Consider the following 20,455-nt stretch of genomic DNA (forward strand, 5'->3'; position numbering starts at 1 on the left):
TTAGAACTTAAACGTTATGAAAATGAGATTTTTAAAAAATAATATAAATTATAAATTACTGGGTTTAAGTTTTTTCCTATCGGTGGCCGCTTCCTCGTGTACCGATTACATGGAAACCCTTAACTCCGATAAAAGCCTGATAACTGATAAGTTGCTCGAGCAGGATGCCAATGAAGGCGGTTTTTTACTACCCATTATGATGAACCGGATTGTGGCTACCACTACGGCCGTGCAAACCCAGCAAAACCTGCAAGCTGAATCCTATGCCGGGTATTTAGAATCGCCCACGCCTTTCCTGAACAACGAAAACACCATGACTTATTTTATGGTGGATGGCTGGAACAATACCGCCTGGAATACTTCTACCTCCAACGTAATGGACCAGTGGGTGCAAATGTGGAAGAAAGGTTACGAAACCAAATACCCGGATTTGTACTCTATCGCCTTGATTATTAAAGTGGCGGCGGCGCATCGTTTGGTAGATACCTTTGGCCCTTACCCCTACACCAAATACGGTACCGGTGCCGAAGTTTCTTTCGACTCCGAAGAAGTAGCTTACGATGCTTTTTTCGCGGATTTAGATAAAGCCGTGACCAATTTACTGGCGGCTGAAGCAGCCAACCCCAAAGCCGACGATACCCGATTTAAGAAATGGGATAAATCTACTTTAGGCGGCGAATATACCAACTGGATTAAACTGGCCAATACCCTACGGTTGCGGTTAGCAATGCGTATCTCTAAAGTAAACCCCAGCAAAGCCCAGACAGAAGCCGAGAAAGCCGTACAAACCGAACAAGGTGGTTTGCTGATAGACCGGCCATTTTCCGTGGTGCCAGCCCAAGCCAACCCGTACTTTACGATGGCTAATGCCTGGTCCGATACCCGCTTATCTGCTTCCATCGAAACGTTTTTAAAAGGCTTTAATGACCCGCGCTTGCCGCTGTACGCCGTAGCCGCTACCGACCCGGATGCTGCTGGTCAGATTAAAGGAATACGGGCGGGCGTGGAAAAACCCACCAAAGAACGGTATTTAAAATTTTCGTTACCGAACGTGGGAGAAACTACCCCGGTGAAGCAGGTAGATGTAGCCGAGAGTTATTTCTTAATGGCCGAAGGCGTATTAAAAGGCTGGAACATGAACACCACCATGACGGCGCAACAATTATACGAAGAAGGTATCCGGGCTTCATTTAAAGCTAATAGCGCCGGCGGCGTAGACGAGTATTTACAAAGCACCGGCACCCAAATCGCGTACGTCGATCCGAAGAATGCCGCCAATAACTCCCCCGCTTTAACCGACATTACCGTGAAATGGGAAGATGGCGACACGCCCGAAAGAAAGTTAGAGCGCATTATCACCCAAAAATGGATTGCTATGTACCCCGAAGGTACCGAAGCCTGGTCGGAGTTCCGGAGAACCGGTTACCCGAAATTGTACCCCGTCATGGTCAGCAAAAATCCGGATTTGCCCCAAGGTACTTTTATTAAACGCCTGACGTATTCTTCGGCGGTTACCAACTCCAGCAATGCAGCCGTAACCGAGGCGGTTAATGCTTATTTAGACGGAAAGAACAGCGCAGCTACCCCTATTTGGTGGGATGTTGATTAAGTTGTAACCTAAATTTTATACAATAGGACTTTGGAAAAAACCAGTGCCGTCGTTTGTGAAGATACAAACGACGGCACTACAGATTAAAAGTGTCATCATTGCCAAATTTTGGTAAAGTGTTTTTTGAATAACATTAATAATCGCTTTCACCGGCATTTTTCTAAGCTTATATTTATAGAGGTGGATTTTGTGAATAGGTCTGATTTTTTAATTTTTTAAAATTTTAAATGTTTAAGCCAACTTTAACTAAGTACTTATTAGCCGCCAGTTTAGGCACCTGCGCGCTTTCTTCTTACGTATCCGTTACGGATACTGCTTCGTTTTTACAGGATGGGGGCAGATGGGTAGCGCCTCCTTCGGCTGATCAAATTAAAAATCCTTATCCCGTAGAACCGCTTACCTTAACGCAGGGCGAAGAATTGTTTGTGATGTATTGCGCTCCATGCCACGGCGAGAATGGTTACGGCGATGGTGCCGCCGGAGGTGCCATGGGAGTTAAGCCGGCTAACTTTCATTCGCCGGTAGTACAAAAACAAAAGGACGGCGCTTTGTTCTGGAAATTATCGGAGGGTCGGGGCAACATGCCACCGTTTAAAGAATCTTTATCGGAAGAACAAAGATGGCAACTGGTCGCGTACTTGCGCAAGCTCGGTGAAACTGTCGATAACTCAGCGGCGGCTACGGCAGCTACTCCTGCAAATTCTACAAACGCTAAAACAGCTACTAGCCCAGCCGCAATACCAGCAACCGCTAACAAAACAAGCACAGCTCAGACAAAATCCCCGGAACCCAAGCAAAACATAGCTCCTTCTACTCCACCGACTTCTGCGAAAACAAATACACCGGCTGCCGAAGCCACCAAAGATGGACCGGAAATTAAAACCCCGACTTCGCTCCGGCCCGACATTAAAGTTTCGCATGTAATGAAGATTGGCCCATCGGCTATCCGTTTGTTCCGGCACCCAAAAACCGGCGATTTCTGGTACAATACCTTCGAGGGTGACGTATATAACATTGGAAACCTGGAAAAGAAAGGAACTAAACCACAGAAAATATTTACCGCTGCGGAGCATGGCATTACTCGTTTACAGGGCGCGGCTTTCCATAATAACAGCTTGTTTTTGTGCGGAAATACCAGCGTAAACAATGGCAAAGGCACTACCGGTCGCATGGTTCGCTACGATTTAGGTGCTAATGGCAAATCCACGATGACAGAGGTGTTTAACACCGTAGAGTACGGCACCAATGCTACCACCTTCGACCACGGCTGGAATGCATTGGAAGTAAGCCCTGATGGGAAATATATTTACGTAAACACCGGCGCCCGTACCGACCACGGCGAAGTACAGGATAACCGCGGCGCCTACCCGAATGCCCGCGACAATGCCTTAACGGCGAAAATTTACCGTTTCCCGATTAATGCAAAAAATTTATTATTACCCGACGATGTACAAAAATTAAAAGCCGATGGGTATCTTTTTGCCGAAGGCGTACGGAATGCTTTTGATATGGCATTTGACCCGAATGGTAATTTATTTGGCGTATCCAACTCCCCGGATTATGATGCACCCGAAGATATGTTCTGGCTGCGCCAAGGCCATCATTATGGCTTTCCGTGGGTGTTTGGGGGCATCGATAATCCGCAGCAATATCCCGGTTGGAACCCAAGTCCCGAAACCGATCCGTTTATCGGCAAAAATGCCCATGCCTGGATTGTAAAATACTTCCACGACGATCCTACTTTCCCGAAACCACCGGCTGGGGTTAAGTTTACCCCGGGCGTACAAAACCTGGGCCCTGCCGCTAACGAATACCGCGACGTGGCGTCCGGTAAAGTAACCGACGGCGATTTAACCGGCCAAACCGTAAGTACCTTTAATGCCCACAGCTCGCCTTTAGCCTTATTTTTCGATACCAAAAAAGTATTAGCCGATGAATTTAAAGGCGATGGCTTTGTGATGCGCTACACCGGCGGAGGGAGAGCCGGAGCCAATAATTTACTCCGGAAAGAAGGCCGGGATTTATTGCATTTAAAATTAACTTACGACCCCGCCACCGATAACTACTTTGTAAAAACTTACCGTTTGGTCGAAAACTTTAATGCGCCAGTGGATGCGGTACTGGTGGGTAACGATGTGTACATTATGGAATACGCCGGCCAATCCGACGCCAACATCTGGAAAATCACTTTACCTAAAGGCTCTAAAACCAGCGCCCAGCAAACTTCTATGAAGTAAAAGATTAAAATTTTTGTTTTTAGCTATTTAAGCCGAAGTATGGTCACGTACTTCGGCTTAATTTTTTAAATTTCCGGTTTTTACTTTCACATGTACTTATCAGGTAATAACCATATAATCTGCTACTATGAAAAAATTGGCTATTTACTTATGTTCGTTGTTTTTGCTTTTAGGCTGCTCTAAACCCAATCCGGATACGGCCTCTTACCAAGCCTTTACCGGCGCAACTATAATTGATGGCAACGGGGCAGAACCTATTTTAAACGGTGTTTTACTTATCCGTAATGGGCGGGTATTGGCGGTTGGTACCCAGGCCGCGATTGAGATTCCGGAAAATGCTGCGGTTCAGGATGTAAAAGGCAAATTTATTATGCCGGGCATTATTAATGCGCACGGGCACGTAGGCGATGTAAAAGGCATTGAACCCGGCCATTATTCCACGCAAAATTTGCTGGATAATTTAGGCATTTACGCCCGCTATGGCATAACTACAGTAGTAAGTCTGGGGGGCGATAAAAAAGAAGCGGAACCTTTGCGGGCTGTGCACGATACCACCTCTACGCAACGGGCGCGGCTGTATATTGCCGGCGAAGTAATTACCGGAAAATCGCCCGCCGAAGCGGTAGCGGTAGTAAATCAAAATCACCAAATGGGAGTAGATTTCATGAAAATCCGGGTAGATGACCAGCTCGGTACCGCTCCCAGAATGCCCGCAGAAATTTACCGGGCCGTAATCGACCGGTCGCACCAACTCGGCTATAAAATTGCGACCCACATGTATTCCCTGGCGGATGCCCGTAGTTTGCTGGATGCCGGTTCAGATTTAATGGCTCATAGCGTACGCGACCAGCCCGTAGATGCTGCCTTTATTCAGCTTATGAAAAAGAAAAACGTAGCCTACTGCCCTACCCTTACCCGCGAGCTTTCTACGTTTGTGTACGGCGATACCGCAATTTTTTTTAAAGATCCCTTCTTTCAGCGCGAATACGATAATGCGGTTATTCAACCTTTACTGGATCCCGCACGCCAGCAGCAGATGCGCGAAAGCAAAAGCGCCCAAACGTATAAAAAACAACTGCCCGTAGCTATGGCAAATTTAAAAACCTTAAGCGATCAGGGAGTTCCCATTGTATTTGGCACCGATAGCGGTATGCCTGCCCGGTTTATGGGCTACTTTGAACACCTGGAAATGGCCATGATGGCCGAAGCCGGACTATCCCCAGCTCAAATTGTTGCCTCCGCTACTAAAAATGCAGCACAATACATGGGCTTAAAAAATGTAGGCACTTTAGCAAAGGGCAACTGGGCTGATTTTTTAATTCTGGACGAAAATCCACTAACCGATATCCGGAATACTCAAAAGCTGAATAAGGTGTACATCGGCGGGAAAGAAGTTAAAAAATAATTTTGATGCAGCTAATTTATAATAAAAACCGTTTCGGATTTATCTTAAAAACAAATAAGGCTGCTAGAAACCAACGCATTAAAGCCTATGGCGAAGCTTGCTGGTGAAAATACGAAAACTGTCGGAAGAATTAATTTTAAAATTTTAATTTTTGTGTTTTTAAACTTTACCGCAACTCCTGCTAGTTTGTATACGATGGCGTAGATTTACTTATCTGTCCCGCAATCCGATCTCCCGCCAGCTTGTAGCTGGTGGGAAATAATAATGGGAAGTTTTCAACTTCCGGCCAGTTGAAAACTGGCCACTATAGACCGCTCCCAGTTACACTGCGTTAAACTGGGAGCAGGTATATACCCTGTTATATTACTTAATTATCATAAACCCACCCGTTACTTATAAGTACAATGATTATTCTAGGCTGGCTTTTTATCGATTTTTAAGTTTTTCGGGCACATGAAAAAACATTTACTAATTTTATTCTCTTGCATTATTTATCATTCAGGAGTAGCTCAAACGAATGCGGAGGTAAACCCTGTTAGGCAGAGGGTGCATTATGGCTTTAAAGTTGGTCTGAACTACGCCAACATGAATTTTAATAAAGGCTACCCCACCCCTGCTACTCCGGTTAAGGCTTCTTGGCGACCGGGTTTTCTGCTTGGCTTTTTCTTAGAGGTTCCTTTGCCATATAATTTTTCGCTGCAACAAGAGTATTTGTATACGCAAATCAACGGCACGCACCAAGGCTTGCAAACGCAATACGGCCACAGCTACTTGTCTTTGCCCTTGTTGCTGAAGTACCGGCTTTTGCCCAAAGTAGTAATTATGGCGGGACCGCAGTTTGAATTATTGATTGCTGCCCAAGAAAAAGCGAACGGCCAAACTACCAACACAACCCACGAAACAGAAGAACGAAGTATTGGCTTTACCGCCGGGTTAGGATTTCGGGTAAGTAAATTTTTAAGTTTAAACGCCCGCTTTATGCATGGTTTTAACCACATCGGCATTACTCAAAGAACAAACGCGCTGGAATATAAATACGAATTATTGCAAATAGCCACCGATTTTCGTTTCTGATATCATTGGTTGTCCCAATCAAAAAAGATGCTGGTAAGAGCTTGTTAGCAGATTCATTAGAAAGCATATTTTTAAAAATCTTAATACTTGCGTGCTTTCTAATAAATCTGCTTATAAAAGCTATTTTCCTGTACCGCATTAATTTAGGATTATTCTAGCGGCAACTCCGACGTAATAGCAATCCGGTTCCAGGCGTTGATGGTTATAATGGCCATTACTACTTGCGCTAAATAATTTTTACCCAGGAGCTGCTCAGCTTTTTGGTAGGTAGCAGGCTGCACTCCACCCTGGTAAATCAAGGTAACTTCCTCCGTTAAAGCCAAGATAATTTTTTCTTCTTCGGTAAATAAACCGGCTTCTTTCCAGGCATTTAGCAGGAACAGGCGCTGCGGGGTTTCGCCTTGCTTCAGGGCATCTTTGGTGTGCATATTTAAACAATACGCACAGCCATTTATTTGCGAAGCCCTTACTTTAATTAGCTCCTGATGTGTTTTAGATAATCCGGAACTGCGTACGTAATGTTCTAAGCCGTACATGGCTTTTAAAGCCTGGGGTTCGGCTTCGTTAATGTTTACTCTGGTGTTCATTGTTTTAAGTTTTAATATAGCGCAAAGCTATGCTGAGCCTGTTACTTAAAACTTAAACTGGTTTAAGAAATGCTTTTCTTCCGGATTTCGCTTAAGTACTCCGGCGTAAAACCTAAAAAGGAGGCTAGTAAATACTGCGGTACCCGTTGCACAAACTCCGGGTAATTCTTTAAAAACTGGTGGTACATTTCTTCTTTGGAGTAATCGTAAATGTATTTAATGCGCCATTGGTAAGCCGCGTAAGCTTTTTGATAGACCAACCGGAAGTATTTCTCCAGGATCGGCAGCTGCTTTAAAAGAGTTTCCTGCGCCTGCCAGCTAATCGCCATGATTCGAGAGTTTTCAACCGCCTGGATGCCGAAAGTACTTGGCTGCTGTGTGGCATACGAAGAATAATCCGAGAGCCACCAATTCTCAATGGCAAATTGCGTGGTTTGTTCCACCCCTTGATCGTTCGTAAAATAGAGCCGCAAACAACCCTGCTCCACAAAATAATTAGCGCGACAAACCTGACCGTTTATCAAAAGATTTTCTTTCTTTTTAATCACAAGTAAACTAAAATGATCTGCAATTATCGGGCAGGCATCTTCTGGCAGGTTAACAAACTTTTGGATGTGGGCAAATTATTTTTCGGCCAATTTTAAAATTTTGTAATGGTAGTAACGGGCAATGTAGTTTATATTTTAAAATTAAGCAGCGTTTGGTAAGGATCGCCAGGTAAGTCAAGCAATTGACAAAAGGCAGGTTCCGTTTTAAAGCCTTGTGCTTTTAATCGACGCACATGCTGCTTGAAGGAATTGCCTTTTTCCAGAAGAATCTGATATTCTATCTGCATATGCCGAAAAGCCAATTGCTCCGCCACGGGTTTATTCTGACCAAAAATTTCGACCGGCAAATCTTCGATGGTAAAATTCGCTATAACCGTAAGTTCATCCTTAATATCTTTTTCCCTCAAAGTAAAATTAGCGCATTCCGCAAAGTTGTGCTGGATTACCGATTTGAATAGCTCGATATTGGGGCAATAACAAATTACATCCAGATCGCTGCCAGGCACTTGAATATCTAACGGAAAAGTACCTACCAGAACGGGCGTAAACCCGGCTAATATATCCAGGAGTTGGTAATTGGTTAAAATGCGGTAGGCTTGCTGTTGTGCCGGCGAACCGTGTTGTAAATAGGTTATATCAGTAAAATCCATAATGCCTGGTTTACTTGCACAGGCAAAGTTACTGGTTATACCACTATTCATCACGAGATTATCTGCTACTTGCTTTTTTATCTAAATATAAGATAAAAAAATTGCCCGGAAAAACAGTTAAAACTGATTCTTCCGGGCGGATTTTTAAATTTCTTAGTTTTTATCCTTATTTCTTAGAAGCGAATACGGTATGTTCTTTATTTCCGCCGGCCATTAAATAAGCGATTAAGTCTTTTAATTCTTCTTCGTTTAAGCGGTTAATCATGCCGGGCATCATAATCGATACATTTGAAATTTTCGTGTTTACCACGTCTTTCTTCGGAATGTCGCGGAGCATATCCGGGGCAAATGGGTTCTGCGAAATCGAGTATTTATCGCCGGTTTCGTTAACCAAACGGCCCAATACCGAGCTACCATCCTTCAGGTAAAACACCGTAGAAGCGTACTGATCTGATACGTATTTGCTGGGTTCAATAATCGATTCCAGCATATCGTTTACGGAGAAACGGGTACCCAGCTGGGTTAAATCCGGACCTACCGAACCACCTTCGCCGCGCATATTATGGCACGAAGCGCACATACTGGCTGCAAACATGGCTTTGCCTTGCTCAAAGTTGCGGTTTTCTAATTTACCTTGTACGGCCGCCACGGCTTCTTCCATATTCCAGTTACGACCAGGTCCTTTTGGTTGTACCGCCGTTACGGCCATATCTAAACCGGAGCTGGTAAGTAAAGCGTTACCGGATAATTGGTTATAGTACTCCGTTTTATCTTTGGGTACGTTTTGCAAAGCAATTTTCCGGGCTCTATCCAGGAAGCCGACAAAGCTTCGGCCCCCGGCGTAATTTTTAAATGCCGAAGCAAACCAGGAGAAATATTTATCTCGCAAAGCCGGAGTCCAGCCTTTTTTAGCTTCGCTTAAGGCGGTAGCATAAAACATTTGCTGAGCCGGTGGAATTTTAGCCAGCATGTTGGCAATATCTAAACCATACTGCGGGTTCCGTAAAATTAAATCGGACGACTCAGTAAAGTTTTTCTGGCTAGAGTTATCGTCTTTGGCTTGTTCGTACAAGGCTAAAGTTTTTGGCACAACGGTTGGCGAATCAATGTACACTAAAACTTTACACAACTGGCGATTCAGCTCGTTGCTGTTTTGCGCCGGATAATGGGCACTCAGGTAAGTATTTAATTTAGCGGCCTGGGCGGCATCGGGTTTACCCATCCGGGCCAAAGTTACTTCGATGGCGCGCACTAAATCTAATTGCTGCTGCTCCGTTAACTGGCCATAATTTACTTTCATCAAATTAGCCAAAATCTGGCTTTTCACCGATTTTTCGCCGTTGCGGGCTAAAGCTAAAGCCGCTTGGGTAGCAATTACCGGATCTTTTTCGGTCAAGGCTTTTTGCTGCCATTGCGCTACTGGCTGGTGCTCTACGGCTACGCGGGCGGCGTAACGGATAAACCGGTCGTTGTCTTTTAAATACGGCCAGGCAAATTCTACGGCTCCGGCTTGGGCACCCGTATGATAGGCTTCCAACTTTTTGCGGGTTTCCTGAAGTTGTTTGGTTTCCGAGGTTAATTTGCTTGCAATGGTAGTGTTGGTGGGCTCGTTGCCAGTATAATAAACACGGTACAAATCCGAATCAATGCGGCGCCCACCGGTTAAGAAATACATGGCTCCATCCGGACCAATGGTACCATCGGTTAAAGGCAGCGGCGAACCCGAAATAAATTCTTCGGCAGTGGCAGTATATGTAGCACCTTTGGGTTCTAAATGCACGGCGTAGATAATCCCGAAGCTCCAGTCGAAGGCGTACATGGCCCGGCGGTATTTTTCCGGGAATTTCGCGTTCCGGCCGCTCATAAAGTTAGTCGGCGATCCTTGACCAATGTTTAATACGGCCGGTAAAGCATCGGCAAAACTTGGTGACCAGGAAACGTTACCCCGGCGCCAGCCAAATTCGGAGCCGCTGGTTACGTGCAAAATACGGGTTGGTTTGTACCAGGGCATACCAAAATCCCACTCCATATCCGAGTCGTAAGCAAACAATTCGCCGTCTTCGTTAAAGTCAATGTCGTAAGTGTTCCGTAAGCCAGCGCCAATCATTTCCCAGTTTTGGCCGGTTGGGTCTACTTTGGCAATCCAGCCGGCGGGGGCCATCCGGTCAGTAGCATGACCGCGTGGATCAGGAATTAAAGGTATTAAGTTGTCCTCACCCCAAACCTTCGGGATGCGGTAGGCATTCATGCCCGGGTTATCGGTAAAGTTACCGGCTACCACGTACAACGATTTGCCATCCGGGGATAATTTAATACTATGCGGACCGTGCTCGCCTTCGCCTTTCAGTTCTTTGAGTAAAGTTATTTTATCATACTGGTCGTCGTTGTTGGTGTCCTGCAGGCGGTACAAACCACTGCCTTTTTCAAATTCTTTGTTGCTGTTGTGATTAATCATCACGTACAGGCTGTTAAAGGCATATAACAAACCTTGCGCATAACCCATGCCCACTTTAGGCTTGGTGGTATCGGCGTTTACTGAATTGTCGATACCTACATTTAACCGCTCTACCTTGGGTTTACCGCCGGCCTTACCCATTGGGGTAATTTCCATGCGGTACAAAGACCCGTACTGGTCCGAAGTGATTAACCGACCTTTATCGTCGAAAGCCATGGCCACCCAGGAACCTTGCTTGTTTTCCGAAGGGCTATACAGGTGTTCGGCTTTATAGCCGGTGGGCAATTTTAATTTATCTACCTTGGGGTTAGCCACAGCCTCGGCGGTGGCGGCAGTAGGTACCGCGGTTGCCGCTGCAACTGACTGTGCTTTGGTCTCGGCTTCTTTGGCATTCCGGCACGAAGTACCAATAAATAACGAAACCGATACGGTGAGTAATAATTTTAAACCGGATTTACTTTTATTCATAAGGCTAGTTTATATAACAATATCTGTTTGTTTTAGGTGATTGTTCAATGTTATAATTTAAAAAGTAAGTATTGGCATTTTCTGGAACCTGCGTGGTTAATTTTTTAAAAAATTTCAATTTAGGTTACCTGTCAAAATGGTTTTGGTGAGCAGCCGGCTTAGGCTCCAATCCGTTGGCTTTCTACTTTTGGGTAGTTGGCGTCGGGCCTCCTCTTACCTTTTAATATTCATCTAATGTAAGTAATTCCGGGTATAAATGCCATCCTGCCCTATCCTGTTAATCCGGCATTTTGAGGTTTAAATCAATTAAGCATTTAAGTATTTCATTACAATTTACAAAGCTAAAAATGGATAAGTACTTAAAATTTTCAATAAACAACCAACTCTGTTTTTATTCTGAAAAACTTTGCCTGTTTGATTTTAAGCCGCATATTTTCTGGTTTCTGGCCGCACAGGATAGCGCAGGATAGCCCTGATTTTTAAAAAAATTAAATTTAACTCTTACCTAAAGCCTGCTTCCGGGCTATGGGCTAGCATTAAAATTCAGTTTTATTGATTTACGTTTTGCCTTTTACCAGAAAAACCAGCCTATGCAGCGATTTGCTTTTAAGATGAGGCTAAAGCCCGGTTATGTTACCGAATACCAAAAACGGCACCAGGCCATTTGGCCGGAATTAGTGCAACTTTTAAAAGAAGCCGGCATCAGCGATTATTCTATTTTTCTGGATGAAGAAACCAACACCTTGTTTGCGGTACAAAAACAAGCGGGCCAATCGTCGCAGGATTTAGGAACGCACCCGGTGGTGCAAAAGTGGTGGGCCTACATGGCCGATCTGATGGATACCAATCCGGATAATTCCCCGGTATCAGTGCCGTTGCGGGAAGTATTTTGGTTAGCGTAATTTTTTAAAATTTATCTTTTTAGCCAGAACAAAGGCAAATAGCCGTACCCAGCAAGCATGGGAAAACAGCACGCCGCTCGTACTTTTCTGCTGCCGCGCAAAAATTAAAAAAATTGATGTTGCTCGTATAGCGAATTTTTCCCGGCGTGCTAACTGGTTGGTGCAGACACCAACCAGGGCGAGAGTTGTTTATTATAGTTAAAGTCTAATATCTAACATCTAATAGCCAACTACAAAGAATTGCGGCGGATTAAAGTAAACGGATTAATGACTTTGCCTTTGCGTTTGTGCAGCATCATGTAAGCGGCGGTTTCGCCCATTTTGGCGTGATCCGTAGAGATTACTGTAATGCCGTTAGCCAGTATTTCTTTCAATGGGGTTTCGTTGTACGAGATAATGCCAATGTCCTTGCCTAATTCCCAATTTTCCATCCGGCTTTGTTTAATTAAATCCACCAGGTCCGATTCTTCCAGCACAATAAAAGCGGTTTTGGTGGTAACGCACTCATCGTCAATACCATCAATCACCGAATACTCGAAAGAAGTTTCCTGACAAAAACGTTGAAAGCCTTTTACAATTTCGGGCGGGTAGTTTAAATCTTTCGGGAAAACCAAAACCAAGCGCTGGTACTTATATAATAAATCAATGCCGGAGTGCAGGGCGCTGTAAATATCGCGTTCAAAATCTTGGTAAACGGCGGCGCACTCGCCGGTGTATTGGGCTAAATTTTTATCCAACAACACCAATTTATGCGGCGGAATTTTATGCAGGGTTTGCATAATGGTGTCGGTGTGCTCGAAAAAGTGCGGCATTACCACAAAGTAATGGTATTTGCCCAAGTTCTCCAGAATCAGGTTTTCGCAGATTTTACCGTTGTAGTGGTGAATGTGCAAATCCACGATGGCATCTTCGCCGAAAGATTTTAAGAGCGAGTAATACACAGTTTTTTTGTAAGCGCTGAGTTTATTAAAAAGCAGCAGCACCCTAATTTTATCCGTAGAAAAATACTGGCAAATGTAATTGCCTTTACCCCGCACGCTGGTAATAATGCCTTTTTCGCGTAATTCTTTGTAGGCTTTTTCTACGGTATCGCGCGAAAGGTAATACATTTCGCTGGTTTCGTTAATGGAGGGAATGCGCTGGCCATGCTTTAAAATACCGGATTCAATATCCGCAATTACTGCATTTACCACCTGAATGTATTTCGGAACGGTAGAGTGTTCTACAATGCGATCCAGTAATTCCATAAAGACGCTATAATTTTAAAATTTACAATTAAAAAGGGCTCTTACTAGGGTAATTTAGAAATTTTATCCGGCAATCCCTATTTGGGCTTGTTATTTATTAACAAATTTTAAAACTAGAGGCAGCTTATTTCAAACTGTTTCAGCTGATTTTTCTAGAGTGAAATGAGAAATTTTTTAAAATTTTACAGTTTTGCGTGCAAATAATTTAGCCAAATAATGCCGCTTCATAAAATTTTTTAAATATTAGATTAGGTACTTAGCTTTTTAATCCGGTAAAATTCTGGTTAAGTAAAATTATTTATTGGTTTAAAGAATTTCGGAAGACCTAATAGCGAAACGTGTATTTTGGTTTTAACAGCTTATTAACTAACGGCGGGTACTCGAAGCCTAGTTGGTAGGCAATTTCGCTCACCGATAGCGGGGCTATGGTTAAAATCTATTTGGCATTTTTTTGTACTTAATTTTTAGATAAGCTGCTGGGTGCTTTGTCCGGAATTTTAAAAATATAACCTAGCTTAAAGTAATTAACTTATTCCGGTCTTTAAATAGGCAATCTTATAATCTTGGTAGTAGAGCAGATAAGTCAGCAAAATTTTTAAAAATTTACTGCGCCGAGAAAAGTTTAACGGTATAATCCAGCAATTCCGGACCACCGTTTTTGCCGTGGCCGGGCACGATTAGTTTTACATCGGGATATTTAGTTTTGAGTTGGTTGACCGTAGTGGGCCAAGCGGTTACATTGGCGTCTTCCAGGTTGCCTTTGCCGGCTCCTACTTCTTTAATTAAGCAGCCCCCAAACATGATTTTTTCTTCCGGAAAATAACCAATCACATTATCCGGGGTGTGGCCTTCACCGATAAACTCCGTGAGTACTTTTTTATGGCCTACTTGCAAATGTAGTAAACCGGTAAAGCCGTTTTTCGGCACAGTTATATTTTTTGCTTCTGCTAACTGAATAGTGGTGTTATTGGCGTAAGAAGGTATGCTTTGCCGATGAAACTCTGCTAAACCACCAAGACAATCTGCGTGAAAGTGCGTGGGAATGACTGCTTTAATCTGGCAGCCTAATGTATTTTTTACCCAATTTATAAGCTCCGCCGAAGTAGCATCGCTGGTGGTTGTGTTGAAAATTACGGCTTCTTTCCCCGAAAAAACTATCATACCGTTGCAATCTACTTTACCGAAACTCTCGGTATTCAGGTACGAGGTGTGTTGGTAAACTTGGTCCCCAATTTTTAAAATTTTTAAATTTTCGGAAGTAAAGCTTTTGTCGCTCTCGTGGTTTTTAGCGGATTGGCAACTAAGCAAAATACAACTGAATACTAGAACGGAAAGATACTTCAACATAATTTTTTTATTCTGATGCAGGATGAACACAGACAAGGATATCACCATTTTATATTTTTTCTTTATGATCCGGTTCAAAAACTTAAATCTTATAGATGAATTAATTGCTGGAAGTTACTTATAAGTTTAAAAAGCCAGTTGCAGTAAACAAAAAAAGGTGCCCCGCGGAGCACCTTTTTTGTTTCCCAAATAATCAATCTTTAGTCATCCACCCGCAAAAAATTACTATCCTTGTCAAACTTCAATTCTACATTACTGCCCAGGTCTACGTCCTGCTCGGCTCCGTCTTTTTCCCAGCTCACAATATAATCCGTAGGATAAGTAGTTTGCACGTATTGTAAAATTTTAGCTGGAACCACTGTGTCCGGGATTTTTTTGTTGTGGCCATCTACTTCGGTGCAATCACCGTCTTTGGTAAAATCTAAACTGGTACCGTCTTGCAAAACTACATCGTAGGTGGTTTTGTTAATTTCTTTATCTTTTATTACCGACGTAATACCAGTATTAGGAAAGTGGGTAGTGATATAGGTTTTGGCGGCAGCGGGTAATGCGGTTTCTTTTACGGCTTCTTCTTTATCGCAACTAAAGAACAAGAAAGAGGCAATTACGGTGCTGAATAAAAATGAATTAGCTTGCATAGTTTTAAAAAAATTTAAAATTTAAAAAATTAACAAATAAAAACTTTACTGAATTTTCACCTGCAGAATATTTCCGCTGGCTTTTTTACCTTCGTTAGATATATATAATTCGCCGGTGGGGCTAAATGTTATGCCTTCGGGCTGATTAAAATCTTGTTTACTTAGTTTGTAGCGCGTTTGGATGGCGCCATCGGGTTTTAAAATAAAGAGCTGCGGGTTGCTGGCTTCGGTCACGTAAATGGCGCCGGTTACCGGGTGCACTGCAATCTCGGAGGGCTGAATGGCCTTGTTTAACTTTTTGCCTTCGTAAGCAGCTAGTTGGGGATCGGTAAGGCTGATTTTGGCAATGGGTTCCGGGTTAAACTTTTTGGCTTTTAAATCAAAAGCGTAAATGCCTTTGTAGTCTTTTTCGCCGGCTTCTTCGCCCTTAATAATTAATAACAAGCGATTGCCCCGGGCATCGTAGGTAAGGCCTTCTACGTTATTTTCGGCGGTTAACGATGTAACGTACTGTTGCACTTTAGCGGGTTGATTGCCCGTAATAGCCACCTCGTAAATTTTACCATCGCTGCGCCCCACGTAAGCCGTGTTACCCACTACCGCAATACCTTCGTAGTCGCCGGCCGCCCCAAAAGTAATTTGTTTATCGATGCGGTTGGTTTGGGTATTATACACGAAAATAATTCCAGATTCGTCCTGCACGCAGGCAAACTGATTATTACCCAGGTAAGCTATGCCCGATACTTCGCGTAAAATGGCCGGCAATTCGTATTTTTTTAAAATTTTTACTTCTGCCGATGCCGCTTCCTTTTCCGAAGCTTTCTTTTTCTTTTCTTTCTTTGGTTTATCGGTTTGGGTATTATTTTTCTGCTGGCTTTCGGCTTGGGTGGCATCGCAAGCCAGCACCGATAAGGCTATCAGCATACTCCAACCCCAGGTTTTTAGCTGCTTATAATAATTGGCGATTTTCATAGTTTTGGTGTTTATCTTGGTTTTTACCTTTTGTTTGAATTAAATGCTTAATCCCAATAAGTGACTTTATTATTGGGCTGGCCTTCGGCAGAGAAAACCTGTTTTACTTCCTGACTCTCTTTTTCCAGTTGCACCTGGTAAAATACCTGACCGGCTTTGTTTACTTTTTCCAGATCTTCGATGCGGTAAGTAGCGAAATCGCTTTGTAGCACTTCGGCAATACTCTTGGGTAAATCGGTGCCGTTTACAAATTTTTTGTACATTACCAACTTACCTGTACCATCGATTAAGGCAGCGTAATCGGTAAAGGCTAAGCGGAAATCAGCTTCATAGGCGTTTTGTTTTTTTACCCAGTGCAAATCAATGGCATCGGGAAATCTGGCCATTAAGGTATTGTTTACAATGGCGGGCACTTGGCCGGCCTCTAATTCCTTATTGAGGTCTTTGCTGCAGGCGAACAATCCGCTGCTCATAAATAGTACGGCGAACAAGAATACTTTCATGACTTAATATTTAAGGTTTTACTTAATTTTAAGTCAAAGTTCCGGGGCAAAACCGGAAAGAATTGGGAACAATCAGCCCGAAATAAAATTTTTTAAAAATTTTTATTTTTACCAATGCCCGATGCGATGAAACCAAATCGGATAAATGACTCGCCAGAAACTACGCTGTAAAAGCAGGTGGCTAAAATAGAATGGTCCAGGTGTGGAATTGCTCGTAGCTATAATTTATTTTAAACCGGTACAGGTCCGAGATGGCTTTAACAATGGCTAAACCTAAACCCGTGGAATTGGGCGAATCGGAATCTTTTTGGAAACGGGCAAACACTTTGTCGGGGTTTAGCGCCACTGCTTTACCGGAATTTTGAATCTGAATAGAATTGCTTTTTACCGTAATCCGCACGATGCCACCGCGGTGATTATGTACAATGGCATTCTTCATTAAATTTAAAAAAAGAATGTGGGCTAAGTCGGCGTTCAGGTTTTGCTCGCAGGTTTCTTCTTCCAGCAAAGTAATGGTAATTTCCCGGTATTCGGCCTGGTCGGCAAAATCCGCGATTATCTGCTTAATAGTAGCGTTTAATTCTACTTGCTGCACCTCCGGAAATTGATTATTTTCTATTTTAGACAACAGCAAAAGTGATTTATTCAGGCGGGTAAGTCGCTCCAAGTGATCCATAACGCCGGCCACTTGCTCTAATTGTTCCGGGGTAAGTTGGTTACCTTCTACTAATAATTCTAGTTTGTTTAAACTAATCGCCAAAGGCGTTTGCAGCTCATGGGCGGCATTCTCAATTAAATTTTTCTGGCTTAAATAGCTGTTTACGTTGCTTTGCAATAACCGCTCGACGGTAATATTTAGCTGCTGGAACTCCTCGATTCTGGTGGGAACCGGATTAATTAATTTTAAATTTTCGAGCCGAAACTGTTGTAAGTGCTGGAGCAAAAAGTAAAAAGGCTGCCACGTTTTTTTCAGCAACACATTGTTCAACAGCAAAATACTGCTGATTAAACCCACATACAACCACAGTAAGGCAAAAAACAAATCCTCAATTAAATCATCTTCTTCCACCATAGAGGTGATTACCCGCATTTCGTAGAACTTATCGTGGTGCCGGAAATACGTTTTTAGCATGCGCACCGGCTCATAATCTTCTTCGTTGAGCATGTACATGAGCGTATCCTGGTACACGTCTTTTTGGTTTATAGCCTGTTGCAAAGGAACTTCTTTGAGGCGATAATAACCGGCTTCAAAATCTTTTTGCTGCAAAACGGTGCTGTCCTGCTCGGCCTTGCGAATGACCAGCAGTTTTTGATTTTCCAGACCATCGTCCAGACTATCTTGTATTTCGTCGAGCATGTTCCAGTAAAACAAACCTGCCCAAACCGTAATCACGGCCAGCAATATAGCTGCAAAGTAAGAAGTGGTGTAATTGAGTAATTTCATGCGCTTACCAATTTGTACCCAATGCCGTAAATGGCTTGAATTTCAATTTCGGCCTGGTAATCGCGGAGTTTTTTGCGTAAGTTTTTGATTTGCGAATAAATAAATTCAAAGCTATCAGCCTCGTCGATGTGGTCGCCCCACACGTGTTCGGCCAAAGCGGTTTTGGTTACCAGCCGTTGTTTGTTGGTTACCAGGTACAATAAAATATCAAATTCTTTGCGATTTAAGACCAGCTCTACCCCGCTTACCCAAACCTGGTGTTTATCCGGGTCAATCTGCACGTTATCCAGTACAACTAAATTACTGCCGGCAAATTTCCGGCGTCGCAACACCGATTTTACCCGCGCATGCAACTCAGCCAGATGAAAAGGCTTGGCTAAATAATCATCAGCGCCTAATTCCAGACCCGCCACTTTATCATCTAAAGAGTTTTTAGCTGAAATTATAATCACTCCTTCGGCTTTTTGCTGTTTTTTGAGTTCTTCCAGAATGGCTAAGCCGTTGCCGTCGGGTAAAGTAATATCCAGCAAAATGCAATCGTAGTCGTATACGCCCACTTTCTCCAGAGCCGAAAAGTACGTAGCAGCGGTTTCTACCAGGTATTTTTCTTTTTCCAACGACTTTTGAATCGTATCCAGCAAGTCCGGCTCATCTTCAATAACCAGTATTTTCATGGTAATGTATTTCGGCCCAAGTACGGCGTAATTTCCGGAAAGATTTGGGAATAACCGATTTTTTAAAAAATGCAGCTTAATTACCTAAGCAGGTACGACGAATATGTCCGCGGATTTTCGAAGTGCCTATTAGGTACTTGATTTTAGATGTTTGACTCTATACAACCCCTAATCTGGCTATGACTTAACAAAGTATTGATACTCTTGTATGAAGATGCATTTAATAGAAGCACTTTTTTATACAAATAGCCAGTAGTGGCACAAGTAGCAACATTAAAATAATTATGCGACGATTTTTACTATTTATTTAAGTTCTTCCGGAAGAAACTATTCTGCTCCGTAGGCAAATAGTTTCCGCCGGAAGAACCGGATGAGAGACATTCTATTCCTACTTAAAAATCAATTTGTTATGAAGCAAAAATCTATGACAAAATAAGCCCCCAGCCGCCGTTTGTGTCTTCACAAACGGCGTTGGATGATCTTTCAGTTTACATCAAATAAGCTTTTATCAGCCGCGTAGAAAGTTAAATTTTTAAAAATTTACGCTTTTAACTCCACCTTCTTACCGGTTTTAGCGGCCAGGAAAATAGCGTCGATGATTTTTAAGTCGCGCAAACCTTCTTCCCCATCCACGGGCACCTCGGGTTGTTTGTTATCAAAAATAATAGCGGCCATTTCGTCCATTTGAACGGTTTGGTGGGTATTGTGCGGTTGTTCCAGTTCGCCTTTGTGCGTGCGCCCTTTAATAGGACCGTAACCCGTAGAAGGCTGCATTTCGGCAAAACCTTTTTCGCCGTTCAGGAAGAATTTATCCAGGTTGTTCATGCTGTACGTGGATAAGCAAGAAGCCACCGCCCCGCTCGGGAAGCCCATCTGAAACTGAATGGTTTCGTCGACGCCTTCTTTAAATTTAACCGGGTCGGTTTTGGTTTCCTGGGCCGTTACCCACACCGGCTCCTCACCTACCATGTAGCGGGCTCCGTTTATCGAGTAAATGCCAATATCCATCATAGAACCGCCGCCGGCCAATTCTTTGTTTAAGCGCCACTGGGTCGGGTCGCCAATAGTAAAGCCCGATAACCCCTGGAAAAACTTAATTTTTCCAAATTCGCCGGCTTTGCGCATCCGGACAACCTCTAACGTTTTCGGTTCGAAGTGCATGCGGTACCCCACCAGTAATTTTACGTTCGCGGCTTTGCAGGCATCAATCATTTGTTGGCCTTCCTGGGCGTTTAGGGCCATGGGCTTCTCGCAGATGGCGTGTTTGCCGGCTTTAGCTACCCGGATTACCTGTTCGCGGTGCAAGGAGTTCGGGGTAATCACGTACACCGCATCAATGTCTTTGTTGTTCTTAATTTTGTCTAAATCGGCGTAGCTGTAGCAGTTTTTCGCCGGAATGTTGTATTTGGTTTGCCATTCTTTCAATTTCGACGGCGTACCGCTAATGGCACCCACCAATTTAGCTCTTTTGCAGGATTGCATGGCATCGGCTACCCGGGTACCATAACTGCCCAAACCACAAATAGCTACCCGCAACACTTTGCCCTGGTAAGGCTCCGGATCTGCTTCGGATAAGTTAATGGGCTGCAGATTGCCAGGTATTAAAGGTAAGGTAAAAGCTGATAGCGTTAGTTTTTGCAAGAAATCACGACGAGAATTCATAGTGTCTGTTTTAGGTTTAAAAGAAAGCAGTGC

At 43.4% G+C, this 20,455-nt stretch carries 17 protein-coding genes; 5 read left to right on the plus strand and 12 right to left on the minus strand.

Annotated elements, in window-relative coordinates:
- The first annotated feature begins 16 nt into the window (after positions 1 to 16).
- The 4 genes from HUW51_RS22655 (at position 17) to HUW51_RS22670 (ending at position 6,325) form a co-directional block, all read left to right on the plus strand.
- Positions 17 to 1,609 (plus strand): SusD/RagB family nutrient-binding outer membrane lipoprotein, encoded by a 1,593-nt coding sequence (locus HUW51_RS22655; protein ID WP_185271871.1) that lies wholly within the window; start codon positions 17 to 19, stop codon positions 1,607 to 1,609.
- A 227-nt stretch (positions 1,610 to 1,836) separates the two neighbouring features.
- Positions 1,837 to 3,846, plus strand: a complete 2,010-nt coding sequence (locus HUW51_RS24665) for a c-type cytochrome (RefSeq protein ID WP_228466837.1) — start codon at positions 1,837 to 1,839, stop codon at positions 3,844 to 3,846.
- A gap of 127 nt (positions 3,847 to 3,973) precedes the next feature.
- Positions 3,974 to 5,251: an amidohydrolase family protein gene (locus tag HUW51_RS22665; RefSeq protein WP_185271872.1), complete on the plus strand. Its 1,278-nt coding sequence runs from the start codon at positions 3,974 to 3,976 to the stop codon at positions 5,249 to 5,251.
- Between the two features lie 453 nt (positions 5,252 to 5,704).
- Positions 5,705 to 6,325 (plus strand): outer membrane beta-barrel protein, encoded by a 621-nt coding sequence (locus HUW51_RS22670; protein WP_185271873.1) that lies wholly within the window; start codon positions 5,705 to 5,707, stop codon positions 6,323 to 6,325.
- 149 nt (positions 6,326 to 6,474) lie between these two features.
- Here the strand turns inward: HUW51_RS22670 and HUW51_RS22675 are convergent, their stop codons facing one another.
- The 4 genes from HUW51_RS22675 to HUW51_RS22690 form a co-directional block, all read right to left on the minus strand.
- A complete protein-coding gene (locus HUW51_RS22675; RefSeq protein ID WP_185271874.1) occupies positions 6,475 to 6,912 on the minus strand; it encodes a carboxymuconolactone decarboxylase family protein in 438 nt (145 codons plus the stop codon).
- Between the two features lie 62 nt (positions 6,913 to 6,974).
- Positions 6,975 to 7,460 (minus strand): Crp/Fnr family transcriptional regulator, encoded by a 486-nt coding sequence (locus HUW51_RS22680; RefSeq protein WP_228466839.1) that lies wholly within the window; start codon positions 7,458 to 7,460, stop codon positions 6,975 to 6,977.
- Positions 7,461 to 7,588: 128 nt separating this feature from the next.
- On the minus strand, positions 7,589 to 8,110 hold the full coding sequence (locus HUW51_RS22685) for a DUF4269 domain-containing protein (RefSeq protein ID WP_185271875.1): 522 nt from the start codon (positions 8,108 to 8,110) through the stop codon (positions 7,589 to 7,591).
- Positions 8,111 to 8,276: 166 nt separating this feature from the next.
- Positions 8,277 to 11,033 (minus strand): c-type cytochrome, encoded by a 2,757-nt coding sequence (locus tag HUW51_RS22690; protein ID WP_185271876.1) that lies wholly within the window; start codon positions 11,031 to 11,033, stop codon positions 8,277 to 8,279.
- A gap of 590 nt (positions 11,034 to 11,623) precedes the next feature.
- On the opposite strand from HUW51_RS22690, the gene rhaM reads away from it, so the two are divergent.
- Complete coding sequence (gene rhaM, locus HUW51_RS22695) at positions 11,624 to 11,935, plus strand: L-rhamnose mutarotase (protein WP_185271877.1); 312 nt, start codon at positions 11,624 to 11,626, stop codon at positions 11,933 to 11,935.
- Positions 11,936 to 12,165: 230 nt separating this feature from the next.
- Here rhaM and HUW51_RS22700 read toward each other — a convergent pair whose 3' ends face one another.
- The 8 genes from HUW51_RS22700 to HUW51_RS22735 all read right to left on the minus strand — a co-directional run bounded on the left by HUW51_RS22700 (position 12,166) and on the right by HUW51_RS22735 (position 20,422).
- Positions 12,166 to 13,182: a GntR family transcriptional regulator gene (locus HUW51_RS22700; RefSeq protein WP_185271878.1), complete on the minus strand. Its 1,017-nt coding sequence runs from the start codon at positions 13,180 to 13,182 to the stop codon at positions 12,166 to 12,168.
- A 603-nt stretch (positions 13,183 to 13,785) separates the two neighbouring features.
- Positions 13,786 to 14,529, minus strand: a complete 744-nt coding sequence (gene bla, locus HUW51_RS22705) for a subclass B1 metallo-beta-lactamase (protein WP_185271879.1) — start codon at positions 14,527 to 14,529, stop codon at positions 13,786 to 13,788.
- Between the two features lie 200 nt (positions 14,530 to 14,729).
- Complete coding sequence (locus HUW51_RS22710) at positions 14,730 to 15,167, minus strand: PepSY-like domain-containing protein (RefSeq protein WP_185271880.1); 438 nt, start codon at positions 15,165 to 15,167, stop codon at positions 14,730 to 14,732.
- 45 nt (positions 15,168 to 15,212) lie between these two features.
- Positions 15,213 to 16,139 (minus strand): SdiA-regulated domain-containing protein, encoded by a 927-nt coding sequence (locus HUW51_RS22715; protein ID WP_185271881.1) that lies wholly within the window; start codon positions 16,137 to 16,139, stop codon positions 15,213 to 15,215.
- Positions 16,140 to 16,186: 47 nt separating this feature from the next.
- Positions 16,187 to 16,642, minus strand: a complete 456-nt coding sequence (locus tag HUW51_RS22720; protein ID WP_185271882.1) for a hypothetical protein — start codon at positions 16,640 to 16,642, stop codon at positions 16,187 to 16,189.
- Between the two features lie 181 nt (positions 16,643 to 16,823).
- Positions 16,824 to 18,086 carry a sensor histidine kinase gene (locus HUW51_RS22725; protein WP_185271883.1) on the minus strand — a complete coding sequence of 421 codons (1,263 nt, stop codon included), beginning with the start codon at positions 18,084 to 18,086 and terminating at the stop codon, positions 16,824 to 16,826.
- On the minus strand, positions 18,083 to 18,760 hold the full coding sequence (locus HUW51_RS22730) for a response regulator transcription factor (protein WP_185271884.1): 678 nt from the start codon (positions 18,758 to 18,760) through the stop codon (positions 18,083 to 18,085). Before HUW51_RS22730 ends, HUW51_RS22725 begins: the two co-directional genes overlap by 4 nt.
- Positions 18,761 to 19,300: 540 nt before the next feature.
- Positions 19,301 to 20,422: a Gfo/Idh/MocA family protein gene (locus HUW51_RS22735; RefSeq protein WP_185271885.1), complete on the minus strand. Its 1,122-nt coding sequence runs from the start codon at positions 20,420 to 20,422 to the stop codon at positions 19,301 to 19,303.
- Positions 20,423 to 20,455 lie beyond the last annotated feature (33 nt).

Source organism: Adhaeribacter swui (genome assembly GCF_014217805.1).
GTDB classification, from domain to species: Bacteria; Bacteroidota; Bacteroidia; order Cytophagales; family Hymenobacteraceae; genus Adhaeribacter; species Adhaeribacter swui.